At 36.4% G+C, this 15,173-nt stretch carries 12 protein-coding genes; 6 read left to right on the forward strand and 6 right to left on the reverse strand.

Features of this window, described 5'->3' with window-relative positions; all coding sequences use genetic code 11:
• Positions 1–258: 258 nt before the first annotated feature.
• The 6 genes from gyrA to dnaA all read right to left on the reverse strand — a co-directional run bounded on the left by gyrA (position 259) and on the right by dnaA (position 8,931).
• Complete coding sequence (gyrA, locus tag ACTDJC_RS05035; RefSeq protein WP_253628321.1) at positions 259–2,733, reverse strand: DNA gyrase subunit A; 2,475 nt, start codon at positions 2,731–2,733, stop codon at positions 259–261.
• A gap of 91 nt (positions 2,734–2,824) precedes the next feature.
• Positions 2,825–4,747 carry a DNA topoisomerase (ATP-hydrolyzing) subunit B gene (gene gyrB / locus ACTDJC_RS05040; protein WP_440602780.1) on the reverse strand — a complete coding sequence of 641 codons (1,923 nt, stop codon included), beginning with the start codon at positions 4,745–4,747 and terminating at the stop codon, positions 2,825–2,827.
• Between the two features lie 38 nt (positions 4,748–4,785).
• Positions 4,786–5,913: a DNA replication/repair protein RecF gene (gene recF, locus ACTDJC_RS05045; RefSeq protein WP_440602781.1), complete on the reverse strand. Its 1,128-nt coding sequence runs from the start codon at positions 5,911–5,913 to the stop codon at positions 4,786–4,788.
• A 12-nt stretch (positions 5,914–5,925) separates the two neighbouring features.
• A complete protein-coding gene (gene yaaA / locus ACTDJC_RS05050; RefSeq protein ID WP_098310159.1) occupies positions 5,926–6,138 on the reverse strand; it encodes a S4 domain-containing protein YaaA in 213 nt (70 codons plus the stop codon).
• 122 nt (positions 6,139–6,260) lie between these two features.
• Positions 6,261–7,406, reverse strand: a complete 1,146-nt coding sequence (gene dnaN, locus ACTDJC_RS05055) for a DNA polymerase III subunit beta (protein ID WP_440602782.1) — start codon at positions 7,404–7,406, stop codon at positions 6,261–6,263.
• A gap of 181 nt (positions 7,407–7,587) precedes the next feature.
• Positions 7,588–8,931, reverse strand: coding sequence for a chromosomal replication initiator protein DnaA (gene dnaA / locus ACTDJC_RS05060; protein ID WP_440602783.1), 1,344 nt, complete (start codon positions 8,929–8,931; stop codon positions 7,588–7,590).
• 561 nt (positions 8,932–9,492) lie between these two features.
• Between dnaA and rpmH the strand changes: the two genes are divergently transcribed.
• The 6 genes from rpmH (at position 9,493) to mnmG (ending at position 15,158) form a co-directional block, all read left to right on the forward strand.
• Positions 9,493–9,627: a 50S ribosomal protein L34 gene (rpmH, locus tag ACTDJC_RS05065; RefSeq protein WP_000831901.1), complete on the forward strand. Its 135-nt coding sequence runs from the start codon at positions 9,493–9,495 to the stop codon at positions 9,625–9,627.
• 78 nt (positions 9,628–9,705) lie between these two features.
• On the forward strand, positions 9,706–10,071 hold the full coding sequence (gene rnpA / locus ACTDJC_RS05070) for a ribonuclease P protein component (RefSeq protein ID WP_253631055.1): 366 nt from the start codon (positions 9,706–9,708) through the stop codon (positions 10,069–10,071).
• A gap of 39 nt (positions 10,072–10,110) precedes the next feature.
• Positions 10,111–10,878, forward strand: coding sequence for a YidC family membrane integrase SpoIIIJ (gene spoIIIJ / locus ACTDJC_RS05075; protein ID WP_098310155.1), 768 nt, complete (start codon positions 10,111–10,113; stop codon positions 10,876–10,878).
• The gene (jag, locus tag ACTDJC_RS05080; RefSeq protein ID WP_098310154.1) at positions 10,875–11,492 is read left to right on the forward strand and encodes an RNA-binding cell elongation regulator Jag/EloR; all 618 of its coding nucleotides are present in this window, start codon (positions 10,875–10,877) and stop codon (positions 11,490–11,492) included. Before spoIIIJ ends, jag begins: the two co-directional genes overlap by 4 nt.
• Before the next feature lie 380 nt (positions 11,493–11,872).
• A complete protein-coding gene (gene mnmE, locus ACTDJC_RS05085; protein ID WP_440602784.1) occupies positions 11,873–13,249 on the forward strand; it encodes a tRNA uridine-5-carboxymethylaminomethyl(34) synthesis GTPase MnmE in 1,377 nt (458 codons plus the stop codon).
• Between the two features lie 19 nt (positions 13,250–13,268).
• The gene (gene mnmG / locus ACTDJC_RS05090) at positions 13,269–15,158 is read left to right on the forward strand and encodes a tRNA uridine-5-carboxymethylaminomethyl(34) synthesis enzyme MnmG (protein WP_440602785.1); all 1,890 of its coding nucleotides are present in this window, start codon (positions 13,269–13,271) and stop codon (positions 15,156–15,158) included.
• Positions 15,159–15,173: the final 15 nt, after the last annotated feature.

Here is a 15,173-nt window from a genome sequence, read left to right on the forward strand (position 1 = left end):
CCAGGATCAAACTCTCCAATAAAGTGTTTGTCTAGCATCATAAATAAAAATTGACGTTTCACGTTGTTTGTTTCGTTTAGTTTTCAAAGTTCAACATCGCGTTTCAGCGACTTTTATAATATAACATAACATTTCATGTTCGTCAACAATTTGTTGTAATATTTTGTTTCAGTGAATTGCTGACTCTGCCTATTATATAGACTTCACTCCTCCTATGCAAGCACTTTTTATAAAAAAAGAAGAATAAGGAGAATCCCCTTATTCTTCTGAGCTTTCTTGATCTTCTTGTATGTCTTCTTCATCTTCTTTTTGTGTTTTTGCTACCGTCGCTACTTCTTGCTCGCCTTCTAAACGAATTAAACGAACACCTTGCGTATTACGTCCCATTTGAGAGATTTGATCAACCGGCATACGAATCAAAACACCTGCTGCTGTAATCAGCATAATATCTTCTTCACCATTTACAGACTTAACAGCAATTAACTTGCCATTCTTATCTGTAATATTACATGTTTTAAGACCTTTACCCCCACGGCTTTGGAGGCGATATTCTTCAACCGGTGTCCGCTTACCATAACCATTTTTCGTTACAATTAAGACATCCATTTCTTCTTCAACGATTTCCATGCCAACTACTTGATCTTCCTCACCTAACGTAATAGCTTTCACACCTGCTGCATTACGTCCCATCGAGCGAACATCTTGTTCATGGAAGCGAATTAACATACCGTTACTTGTTCCCACAATCATATCTTTTTCGCCTGTTGTTAATCGAACAGAAATAACTTCATCATCTTCACGAAGTGATATTGCAATTAAACCATTATTACGTATGTTAGCGAACGATGAAAGGGGTGTTCTTTTTGCAATACCCTGTTTCGTCGTAAAGAATAAGTAATGGTCATCGCTAAATTCTCGGATTGGGATAATCGCATTTACCCATTCATCTTTATCTACTTCTAATAAGTTGATAATTGGTATACCCTTAGCTGTACGGCTATACTCTGGGATTTCATATCCCTTCGTCCGGTATACTTTCCCTTTATTTGTGAAGAATAGAATATGATCATGTGTAGATGTTGTTAACAAATGTTCTACAAAATCATCATTGTTCGTCCCCATACCTTGAACTCCACGTCCGCCACGATTTTGCGTTTTGTACGTAGAAGCTGGTAAACGTTTCACATACCCATTATGAGTAAGTGTGATTACAATGTTTTGCTCTGGAATTAAATCTTCATCCTCGATTGCTTCCATACCGCCAATTGTAATTTCTGATCTTCGTGTATCATTAAAGCGATCTTTAACTTCTGTTAATTCTTCACGAATAATTTCAAGAACTTTCTCTTCATCTGCGAGAATTGCTTTTAGCTCCGCAATCAACGCAAGTAGTTCTTGATATTCTTGTTCGATTTTTTCACGCTCTAATCCTGTTAAACGTTGCAAACGCATATCTAAAATTGCTTGTGCTTGCTTTTCACTTAAGCCAAAACGTTCCATTAATCCTTGCTTTGCAATGTCTGCTGTCTTCGAATTACGAATTAGAGTAATTACTTCATCAAGATGATCTAACGCGATGCGTAAACCTTCTAAAATATGAGCACGAGCTTCTGCTTTCTCTAATTCATATGCAGTACGTCTACGGATAACGACCTTCTGATGATCCAGGTAATGATATAGACATTCTTTTAAATTTAATACTTTTGGTTCTCCATTTACGAGCGATAGCATATTAATACCAAAGCTTGTCTGAAGTGCTGTATGTTTATATAAGTTATTCAATAACACATTTGCGTTTGCATCTCGTCGTAATTCCATGACGATACGCATACCATTTCGATCTGATTCATCACGTAAATCTGTAATACCATCAATCTTTTTGTCTCGAACAAGCTCCGCAATCTTTTCAATCAACCTTGCTTTATTCACTTGATATGGTAATTCAGTTACAATAATAGATTGCTTCCCATTTGCCTTTTCTTCAATCTCTACTCTTGCACGAAGAATTACTGTACCACGCCCTGTTTCATACGCTCTTCGAATTCCACTTCGTCCAAGAATTTGACCAGCTGTTGGGAAATCTGGGCCGGGAATATACTCCATTAATTCCGCAATTGTAATCTCTGGATTGTGACTTAACGCTAATACCCCATCAATTACTTCACCAAGCTGATGCGGAGGAATATTCGTTGCCATACCAACCGCGATACCAGTTGCACCATTTACTAATAAATTAGGAAAACGCGCAGGTAATACAATTGGTTCTCTTTCCGAACCATCATAGTTATCTTGATAGTCAATTGTATTTTTTGTGATATCACGCAATAGTTCCATAGAAATCTTGGACATTTTTGCCTCTGTATAACGCATCGCAGCCGCCGAATCACCATCGACAGAACCGAAGTTACCATGTCCATTTACTAGCATATAACGTTGACTAAAGTCTTGGGCCATTCGTACCATTGTTTCATATACCGCTGAATCACCGTGTGGATGATACTTACCAATTACTTCACCAACAATACGTGCAGACTTCTTATACGCTTTATCAGCAGTAATTCCTAAATCGTTCATCGCATATAAAATTCTGCGGTGCACAGGTTTTAGCCCATCTCGAACATCTGGCAGTGCACGAGATACGATAACGCTCATCGCATAATCTAAAAACGAGGTACGCATTTCCTGGCTAATATTAATTTCTCGAATTCGGCCTTGTTGTTGGTTGTCTGACATCAACCAGCACCTCCTCATTACATTTCCGATCGATATATCATGTTCATTTATACGTAGAAGACAGGAATACTCCGATTCCTGTCATCAGTCATTAAATATCAAGGTTTTGTACATATTTTGCATTTTCTTGGATAAAGTTACGACGTGGTTCAACTTTATCACCCATTAAAATTTCAAATGTTTCATCTGCTTCGATTGCATCTTGAAGCGAAACTTGAAGAAGCGAACGTACTTCTGGATCCATTGTTGTTTCCCATAGCTGCGCTGGATTCATTTCTCCAAGACCCTTATAGCGTTGAATACCTGGTTTTGGTTGTTTCGGAATCTCCACTAATATATTTTCAAGTTCTTTATCGTTGTAAGCATACTCAACTCTCTTACCCTGTTGCACTTTATATAATGGCGGCTGTGCAATATATATATAACCGTGCTCAATAATTTGACGCATATAACGGTAGAAGAACGTTAATAATAGGGTACGAATATGAGCGCCGTCGACATCAGCATCCGTCATAATAATAACTTTGTGATAACGCGCCTTTTCAATATCGAAATCTCCACCAATACCAGTCCCAAGCGCAGTAATAATTGTTCGCACCTCATCGTTTGATAAAATTTTATCTAAACGCGCTTTTTCTACATTAATAATTTTTCCTTTAAGCGGTAAAATCGCTTGGAAGTGACGATCACGCCCTTGCTTTGCTGAACCACCCGCAGAATCACCCTCTACGATATAAATTTCACTAATAGAAGGATCTTTAGAAGAACAATCTGCAAGTTTTCCCGGCAAGCTCGATACTTCTAGCGCACTTTTTCTGCGTGTTAATTCACGAGCCTTTTTCGCCGCTACACGTGCACGCGCTGCCATCGTTCCCTTATCTACAATTTTTCGAGCGACATTTGGGTTTTCAAGTAAAAACTTTTCAAGTGCTTCAGAGAAAACTGATTCTGTAATTGTTCTCGCTTCGCTATTTCCGAGTTTCGTTTTCGTTTGCCCTTCAAATTGCGGATTTGGATGTTTAATGGATACAATAGCCGTTAAACCTTCACGAACATCTTCACCCGTTAAATTACTATCAGCATCTTTTAAAATATTATTTTTTCGACCATAATCATTAATAACACGTGTTAATGCTGTTTTAAATCCAACTTCATGCGTACCACCTTCATACGTATGAATGTTATTTGTAAATGAATAAATGTTAGTTGTATATCCTTCGTTATATTGAAGAGCAACTTCAATTTGAATTCCATCTTTCGAACCTTCTACATATACCGGTTCCTCATGTATCGGTTCTTTAGAGCGGTTTAAGTGCTCAACATAAGACTTAATACCGCCTTCATAATGGAATTCTTTCTTTTGTTTATGTTCACGTTTATCTTCAATTGTTAGTTTAATATTACGATTTAGAAACGCTAGTTCTCGTAAACGAGTTGCTAACGTATCAAATTCATATTCCGTAGTTTCAGTAAAAATTTCTGCATCTGGTTTGAAACGCGTTACTGTTCCTGTATGATCTGTATCCCCAATCACCTTTAAGTCTGCAACTGGAATACCACGTTCATACTTTTGATAATGAATTTGCCCGTCACGATGAACGAATACCTCTAACTCCGTTGATAATGCATTCACGACAGAAGCACCTACACCATGTAAACCGCCAGAAACTTTATAACCGCCGCCACCAAATTTACCACCCGCATGAAGAACTGTCATAATAACTTCTACAGCGGGGCGACCCATTTTCTCGTGCATCCCAACCGGAATACCACGGCCATTATCTGTTACTGTAATACTATTGTCTTCTTCAATAGCTAGATTAATCTCATCACAATATCCTGCTAATGCCTCGTCAATACTATTATCAACAATTTCCCATACAAGGTGATGAAGACCTTTTCCGCTCGTTGAACCAATATACATCCCTGGACGTTTTCGAACTGCTTCTAGTCCTTCTAACACCTGTATTTGACTTTCGTCATATGCGTTTTCTTCAATTTGTTTTTGTTCCATTGACACAAAGATCACCTACTTTTCCATTTAGACAGAAGCTATTTATCTTCTTCTCCACAATCCACTGTGCCGTTCGTTACATGAATTGTTTTTGCTTGTTTTAATGTATCATGCTCAATTCCATCAACACTTGTCGTTGTCACAAACGTTTGCACCTTTCCTTGAATCGTATTAAGCAGATGTGATTGTCTGTAATCATCTAGTTCTGATAACACATCATCTAATAAAAGGATTGGATATTCGTTAACTTCTGAATAAATCAATTCGATTTCAGCTAACTTTAGGGAAAGTGCGGTCGTTCGTTGTTGCCCTTGCGAACCAAAGACTTGAACATTTTTACCATTAACGAAGAATTGTAAATCATCACGATGAGGCCCAATTAAGGTTGTACCACGGAAGAGTTCACGTTGTTTCACAGATTGGAAACTTTCATAGTATACTTCTTTTATTTTCGACAAATCCATGGATTCTGATACATCTATACTTGGTTTATAGATTATTTCCAGCTCCTCAAGTCCTCTGCTAATTCCTCGATGAATTGGAGCTGCCCATTCTTGCAATAAACGTAAAAATTCAAAACGTTTTTTTAATACTTTTACACCATGTTCAACGAGTTGAAGTGTAAACACATCTAGCATAGCTTCATCATTCATACTGTTTCCTTGCATTTTTTTGAGCAAATGATTACGCTGTGTAAGAACTTTTTGGTATTGACTTAGTTCATACAAATATACAGGAGCTATTTGTCCAAGCTCCATATCTAAAAAACGTCTTCGTACTTGAGGACTTCCCTTTACAAGGTTTAAATCTTCAGGAGCAAACATAACAACATTCATTACGCCAATATATTGACTCAATTTTTGTTGCTCAAGTTGATTTAACTTTGCCTTTTTCCCTTTTTTGGAAACGTTCAGTTCTAAGGACAAAGAGTTATTTCGTTTTTGCAGTCTCCCTTTTATCTTACCACAATCTTCATCCCATCTGATAAGTTCACGATCATTAGAAGTTCGATGAGATTTGGCCATCGCTAGTACATAAATCGCTTCCATCAAATTTGTCTTTCCTTGCGCATTTTCACCAATAATTACGTTTACTTTATCTTCGAAGGAGAGATCTAACTTTTCATAATTGCGATAGTTTTGTAAATGTAATTCTGTAATATACAAAGGGATCCCCCTTTATCCTTGAACTTGAAATGTTCCGATCCCCGGAATTTCAACAATATCATTTGTATATAATTTTCGCCCTCGTCTATTTTCAGGCTCTTTATTCACATACACTTCATACTCTTGTAAAAACCATTTTACCGCTCCGCCTGTATCAATCACGTCAGCCAGCTTTAAAAATTGTCCTAATGTAATATATTCTGTCGAAATTTGAATATGTTTCATACAAATCGCTCACTTTCTAAAAGTGTTCATTCTTTCATTGTACTAAATAAACAAGCATTAGGAAAGTAATAGGGAAAAATCAAAAGGGTTACCAGTACATCTACACTAGTAACCCTATCCTTTTAGTACGTACGTACTGGTAAAATTAATTGAGTAATGGAATCATCGTTCACTGTACGAATTAAAAATGGTCTCATTGCACCAGTGAAGCTAATTTTAATCTCTGTACTATCTAATGCTTTTAATGCATCCATCATATATTTTGCACTAAAGGAGATTTTTAACTCTTCACCTTCAATTTCCTCGCACTGAACTTCTTCTACTACTTTCCCGATTTCTGGAGAGTTCGATGAAATTTCTAACATTTGATCTTCTAAAGTTGATAATTTTACAACATTATTACGTCCATCTCTTGCTAATAAAGAAGCTCGATCAATTGCTTGTAAAAATTCTTTTGTATTTACAAAAATATCGGTTTTACTATCTGGTGGGATTAGTCTTGTTGTATCAGGATAGTTACCTTCTAACAATCTAGAGAAGAATAATAAATGTTTCGTCCGGAATAACACTTGATACTCCGTTATAACAATATCTACCATTTCTTCTGATTCATCAAGAATTTTACTTAACTCACTCAAACTTTTTCCTGGAATAACAACATTTGCTTGAAATTCATTCGAAATAGTTTGTCCCGCAATTTTCGCTTTGCGCAGCGCCAAACGATGACTATCTGTTGCAATACAAATCAATTCGCTGTTATATACTTTCCAGTTTACACCTGTCAAGATTGGACGTGTTTCTGATGTAGATACAGCAAAAACAGTTTGACGAATCATATGTTTTAACAGATCTGTTGGAATTTGAAATACATGATGTTCTTCAATCTGTGGTAACAATGGATACTCAGCTGAGTCTAAACCATTTAAGTTAAACTCGGATTTTCCAGATTTTATTTTCGTCATAAAATGACTTTCGACAGAAATTTCAACTGTATCTTTCGGTAATTTTTTTACAATTTCACTAAAATATTTTGCTTGTAAAACAATACTTCCTGATTGTAGGACTTTTACAATTTCTTTTCCATCCTCTTCAATTGGAATAAAGGATTCGATGGATATATTCGCATCACTACCTGTTAATGTAACACCTTCTTCATGTGCTACGATTTTAATCCCTGTAAGAATTGGAATTGTTGTACGAGAGGAAACAGCTTTCATTACATCTTGTACACTTCTGACAAGGTAATCTCTTTGAATTGAAAAATGCATAACGAAAACCTCCGGCAAGTATAAAATTGATTTTATTTAATAATAATAAAAAATTAGTAGTAATAGTAATAGGTCTTGTGGATATGTGGATAACCCGTTTAAAATGCGGAAAAACAGTCTATCTACATGTGGATAGACTGTGTATAAAATAAAGAGAGTTATTCACGTTATTCACATCCTATTACTTTAAAATATCGTGAATGTCTTCAAGTTGCCTCTGTAATTGTGCATCTGTTTTTAACAGTTTTGAAATTTTTTCATGTGCGTGAATGACTGTAGTATGATCACGACCTCCAAACTCCTCACCGATTTTTGGTAAGGATGAATCTGTTAGTTCACGAGACAGATACATTGCAATTTGACGAGGGAAAGCGACTGATTTTGTACGCTTTTTCGCTTTAAAGTCTTCTAATTTCACTTGAAAAACATCCCCTACAGCTTTTTGGATGTCATAAATTGAAATAATTTTTGGTTTTGAATTTGGAATAATATGCTTTAGTGCCTCAGCAGCTAAAGCGGCATTAATATCCTTATTAATTAAAGACGAATACGCTACAACACGAATTAGAGCACCTTCTAATTCACGGATGTTAGAGTCAATTTGATTTGCGATATAGAGCATAACTTCATTTGGAATATCCAAACCTTCAGCTTTTGCTTTCTTGCGCAAAATCGCAATTCTTGTTTCTAAATCTGGAGGAGTAATATCTGTAATGAGTCCCCATTCAAAGCGTGAACGTAAGCGATCTTCTAATGTAGGAATTTCTTTTGGCGGACGATCACTTGAAATTACAATTTGCTTACTCTCTTCGTGCAACGCGTTAAATGTATGGAAGAACTCTTCTTGTGTTTGTTCTTTTCCAGCAAGAAATTGAATATCGTCTATAAGTAGAACATCGACGTTCCGATATTTATTACGAAAATCAACGGCCTTATTATCACGAATAGAATTAATAAACTCGTTTGTAAATTTTTCAGATGATAGATAAACAACCTTTGCGTTTGGATTATGTTCGATGACATAATGACCGATTGCATGCATTAAATGCGTTTTTCCCAGTCCAACTCCTCCGTAAATAAATAAGGGATTGTATGCTTTAGCTGGCGCCTCAGCTACAGCTAACGAAGCTGCATGGGCAAAGCGATTGCCAGCACCGATTACAAAGGTATCAAATATATATTTTGGATTGAGCATGCTTTGTGGGAAATGATTAGGTTCATCATGCGTTGTTGTATTTTTTTTAACAGGAGGATAGTCAAATTCCTCTTCTGTTTGACTTTGTGGAATGATAAAGCGAATCTCAAGCTCTGCTCCCATTAAATGAATGATTGTCTCCGAAATAAGATCTGAATAGTGGGATTCCAACCAATCACGTGCAAATTCATTTGGAGCTGTAATGGTTAAAACGTCCTTTTTTAAAGAATAAGCTTTTGTAGATTTAAGCCATGTTTCATAACTAGGCTTACTCACCTTTTTTTCTAGTTCTTTTAAGGTGCTATTCCATAAATCTGAAATGTTTTCCAAAGTTGTCCCTCCTTTACAAAAGATGATAAGTAACAAAGTGTTTAATGTTTGTACAACGTAACAAAACAACACTGTATATTTATACGTAACACTTTTTAAAAGTGAAAAAGCGGTTCAAATACGAAATAGAGTTTTCGACAAAAAAACACATTGTGGAAAACTCCTTATGCACATGTGTTTATACATGTCCACAAGTTATTCACAAATTGTGGATAAATAATAATTGTGGAAAACTTGTCCAAGGTGAAAACACAACTATAATATCAAAAAAAGATAGCAATAGCAATGTATTTCAAAAAGTTATCCACAAAATCAATACCTTGTGGAATAAACTTGTCCACAATACGATATACTGTGTAAAAACAAAAAATGATTTGTGGATATAAAAAAGTGGTGAAAAAAATTATCCACAACCAATGAAAGATACTGTGAACAACATTGTGAATAGGTAAAAAATGAATATTTTATTAAAATCTCGAGAGGCATTGACATTCTCCTACCAAATTAACTATAATTTATAGGACTGTCTTTAACAGTTATTCCTCAGGGAGGTGTCATATAATGAAAAGAACTTATCAACCAAATAAACGTAAGCGTAGCAAAGTACATGGTTTCCGTAGCCGTATGAGCACAGCGAACGGACGTAAAGTTTTAGCAGCTCGTCGTCGTAAAGGTAGAAAAGTATTATCTGCGTAGGCCACTGATCGTTCAGTGGTCTTTTTTTCTAGTAATTATGAATTTTCCGCTGGCGAAATACAGGAGTGTTCAATTGATATGAAGAAAAAGAATCGTGTAAAGAAGAATGAGGAATTTCAAGCTGTTTTTCAAAATGGAAAATCAAATGCCAATCGTCAATTTGTTGTATATCAGTTAGAAAAACCAAATCAACCATATTTTCGAATTGGTCTTTCCGTTAGTAAAAAACTAGGGAATGCGGTCATGCGTAATCGTATTAAACGTATGATTCGTCAAGCTTTTACAGAATTAAAAGATGAGATAGATTCTGGAAAAGATTTTGTTATAATAGCAAGGAAGCCTTGTTCAGAGATGAACTATGAACAATTAAAGAAAAGCTTAATTCATGCTCTGCAGCGCTCAGGAGTAAAACAGGCAAAAAATGGCGAAATAAGAGGAAAATGAATTACACTATATACATACCGAAACAAGGAGGAGCAGGCTGTGAAAAAAAAGATAAGCCTACTAGTCATGGTTATTGCTGTCACGGCAATTTCTGCTGGCTGTAATCAAACAAATCAGCCGATTACACCGGAAAGTACAGGAATTTGGAATGAATATTTCGTATATCCACTTTCTCAGTTAATCACGTTTTTTGCAAAATTATTTGGCAATAACTATGGTTTAGCGATTGTTGTTACAACCCTTATCATTCGTTTTGCATTGCTACCATTAATGATTAAGCAAACAAAGAGTACAAAAGCAATGCAATTATTGCAACCTGAAATGGCAAAATTAAAAGAGAAATATAGTTCTAAAGATCAAGCGACTCAACAAAAATTGCAACAAGAAATGATGCAATTGTATCAAAAATATGGTGTAAATCCATTAGCAGGATGTTTACCAATATTTATTCAAATGCCAATTTTATTTGCATTTTATCATGCGATTATAAGAACAGCAGAAATTAAACAACATACTTTTTTATGGTTTGACTTAGGTCATCCTGATCCATATTACATTCTGCCAATTCTTGCGGCAATTACAACGTTTATTCAACAAAAGTTGTCAATGGCTGGTACTGCTGGGCAAAATCCACAAATGACAATGATGTTATGGCTTATGCCTATCATGATTTTAGTTTTCGCAATTAACTTCCCAGCTGCATTATCTCTTTACTGGGTAGTAGGTAACATCTTTGGTATTGCACAAACATATTTGATCAAAGGGCCGGATCTTAAGGCTAGTAAGGCAGGAGGATCAAGTAAGTGAGTATGATTACTGCTAAAGGACAAACAGTCGAACAGGCAGTGCAATCCGCATTAGAACAATTACAAGTATCAAGCGATAAAGTGGAGATTCGCATCATTGATCAAGGTAAAAAAGCTTTTCTGGGTTTCATTGGAGGGCGTCCTGCTATTGTAGAGGTTATTGTAAAAAAAGATCCTGTAGAAGAAGCGGAACTTTACTTGAAAAGTATCATAAAAGAAATGGATGTTGATGTAACTGTTGGAAAAGAGGTAAAAGGACGTGAAATTCATTTTACACTTTCCGGTAGTGAGGTTGGTGCGTTAATTGGAAAAAGAGGGCACATACTAAATTCTTTACAATATGTAACGAAGCTTGTTGCGAATCGTAGCACGAAACAATATATCGGTGTAACAATCGATGCTGAAAATTATCGTGATAAGCGAAAAGATACACTAGAGTCACTTGCACTTCGGTTAGCAAAGCAAGTTAGCAATACGAAAAAAAGAATTGTGTTAGAACCAATGCCTTCTTTTGAAAGAAAAGTTATACATCAAGCACTTGCGAGTCATCCATATGTGATTACGACATCTGAAGGGAAAGAACCACATCGACATGTTGTCGTATCTCCAAAATAAAATGAAACTTCCATCCTGAGGGATGTATCCTAAATGGTTGGCTAGTTGAACGAATCAGGTTTTTATGGGCAGCCTATCTGCTTTGAATTTCTTAGAAGATTGAGATGGGAGTTTTACTGTCCTTTAGAGCGGGATAAACCGGTAACTCATTTGAGTGCCGGTTTTTTACTGGATAAAATATGAAGATAGGAATTTTTCTGTGGATAAATAAAACGCATTAAATTTATACACAGTGGATAAGTTTAGTGCGTTTTATGAGGGGACATAATAAAATAAGTTATTATTCTTTTTTACACAGTTTCGTTATGGTATCCTAATAATTTAGTGAAAGAAAAAATCGTGTTGAAATAGAGAGAAATAAGTAAGTGAGGTGAAAGAACATGGAATTTGATTCAATTGCTGCAATTTCCACAGCTCTTGGAGAAGGTGCAATTGCCATTGTTCGAGTAAGTGGAGATGATGCGGTAGAGAAGGTAAATCGCATTTTTAAAGGGAAAGATTTAACGACAGTTCCATCTCATACAATTCAGTATGGGCATATTGTGGATTTAGATACAAATAAAGTTATTGAAGAAGTTATGGTTTCAATTATGCGGGCACCAAAGACATTTACGCGTGAAGATATCGTTGAGGTAAATTGTCATGGTGGCCTTGTTTCTGTAAATAAAGTATTACAACTTATTTTATCGCAAGGTGTTCACTTGGCAGAGCCAGGGGAGTTTACAAAGCGTGCTTTTTTAAATGGACGTATCGATTTATCGCAAGCAGAAGCGGTTATGGATTTAATTCGTGCGAAAACAGATCGTGCAATGAATGTTGCGATTAACCAAATGGAAGGTCGTTTATCAAAATTAATTGGTCGTCTGCGTCAAGAAATTTTGGAAACATTAGCTCATGTAGAAGTGAACATTGACTACCCGGAATATGATGATGTAGAAGAGATGACGCACGGAGTTTTGATTGAGAAGGCGGAATACGTTCAATCAGAAATTGGGAAGCTATTGCAAACTTCAAAGCAAGGAAAGATTTTGCGTGAAGGAATTGCAACGGCTATTATTGGAAGACCGAATGTTGGAAAGTCATCTTTATTAAATAGTCTTGTACAAGAAAAGAAAGCGATTGTAACGGATATAGCAGGAACAACTCGAGATGTTATTGAAGAATACGTGAACGTACGCGGTGTACCGCTTAAACTGATTGATACAGCTGGAATTCGTGAAACAGAGGATATTGTAGAACAAATCGGTGTAGAGCGTTCAAAAGAGATGATGAATAAAGCAGATTTAGTTCTTCTAGTTGTAAACTATAGCGAAGTGTTAACAAACGAAGATGAAGAATTATTCCGAGCGGTGCAAGGAAAAGATTTTATTGTTATTGTAAATAAAACAGATTTACCTCAGCAAATTGATATGGAGCGCGTTACACAATTAGCTGGTTCAGCTCGTGTTATTACAACAGCTTTAATCGAAGAAAAAGGTGTAGATGAGCTAGAGCAGGCAATTGCTGATCTCTTCTTTGAGGGAGCAATTGAAGCGGCAGATATGACATATGTGTCAAATGCGCGTCACATTGGTTTATTAGCACAAGCAGAAAAGACGATTGGTGATGCAATCGAGGCTATTCATAGCGGCGTACCAATTGATATGGTGCAAATTGATTTAACAAGAACGTGGGAAATACTCGGTGAAATTACGGGAGACACTGTACATGAAAGTTTAATTGATCAGTTATTCTCTCAATTTTGTTTAGGAAAGTAATCGTAAGGAGGAATGGAAAATGGGATACAACGCTGGTTTTTATGATGTTATTGTAATCGGTGCGGGTCATGCGGGGTGTGAGGCTGGTTTAGCGGCAGCTCGTATGGGAGCAAAAACATTAATGTTAACAATTAACTTAGATATGGTTGCGTTTATGCCGTGTAACCCTTCGGTTGGTGGACCTGCAAAGGGAATTGTTGTTCGCGAAATTGATGCACTCGGCGGTGAAATGGGAAGAAACATTGATAAAACGCATATTCAAATGCGTATGTTAAACACAGGAAAAGGTCCAGCCGTACGTGCGCTTCGTGCTCAAGCAGATAAATTTGCATATCAACATGAATTGAAAAAAACAATTGAAGAAACACCAAATTTAACATTGCGTCAAGCTATGGTTGAGCGCCTAATTGTAGAAGACGGCGTATGTAAAGGTGTCGTCACACAAACAGGAGCGGAATATACAGCGAAAACAGTTGTTATTACAACAGGTACGTTTTTACGCGGTGAAATTATCGTTGGAGATTTAAAATATTCAAGCGGGCCAAATAACCAACAACCATCTGTGAGATTATCAGAGCATCTAGAAGAACTTGGATTTGAACTTGTGCGCTTTAAAACGGGTACGCCTCCGCGTGTAAATAGTAGTACAATTGATTATAGCAAAACAGAAATTCAACCAGGTGATGATACACCACGTGCATTCTCTTTCGAAACAACGAAGTTCATCATGGATCAAATTCCATGTTGGTTAACATATACGAGTGAAGAAACGCATCGTTTAATTGATGGAAATTTACATCGTTCTGCCATGTATTCTGGCATGATTAAAGGAACAGGCCCAAGATATTGTCCTTCAATTGAAGATAAGGTTGTCCGTTTCCACGATAAACCACGTCATCAAATCTTCTTAGAGCCAGAAGGACGAAATACACAAGAAGTATACGTACAAGGTTTATCAACAAGTCTACCAGAAGATGTACAACGTGAGATGCTAAAGACCATTCCTGGCTTAGAAAATGTAGAAATGATGCGTACAGGATATGCAATTGAGTATGACGCGATTGTACCAACACAACTGTGGCCAACACTTGAAACAAAAAAAATAGAAAATTTATATACAGCAGGACAAATTAATGGAACATCTGGTTATGAGGAAGCTGCAGGTCAAGGGTTAATGGCGGGTATTAATGCAGCCTGTCGTTCGTTAGATAAAAAAGAAGTGATTTTAAATCGTTCAGATGCGTATATTGGCGTTTTAATCGATGATTTAGTAACAAAAGGTACAAATGAGCCATACCGTCTATTAACATCTCGTGCAGAATACCGTTTATTATTACGTCATGACAATGCAGACCTTCGTTTAACAGAAATTGGCCATGAAATTGGCTTAATTCCAGAAGCGCGTTATGAACGTTTTACAGTAAAAAAAGAGCAAATTGAAAAAGAAAAAGAACGTTTAGCAAGTATTATTATTAAGCCGCGTCCTGAAGTACAAGAGCTAATTCGCGAAGCTGGCGGAAGTGAACTAAAGGATGGTATACGTGCGAGTGACTTATTACGTCGTCCAGAAATGACATATGAGCATATTCATCTTCTTGCTCCAAGTGAAGAAGAGATTAGTGATGAAGTGGCAGAGCAAGTTGAGATTCAGCTTAAATATGAAGGATATATTGAAAAATCCTTACAACAAGTAGATCGTATGAAGCGTATGGAAAGCAAAAAGATTCCGGTTGACATTGATTACGATGCGATTTCTGGAATAGCTTCTGAAGCACGTCAAAAATTAAAAGATGTCCGTCCGCTATCTATGGGGCAAGCATCTCGTATTTCCGGGGTAAATCCAGCTGATATTTCCATTTTACTTGTGTATATAGAACAAGGAAAAATTGCACGAGTATCGAACCAATAAATAGTTAGGAGATAT

The organism is Bacillus sp. GB_SG_008 (assembly GCF_052038115.1).
GTDB classification, from domain to species: Bacteria; Bacillota; Bacilli; order Bacillales; family Bacillaceae_G; genus Bacillus_A; species Bacillus_A rhizoplanae.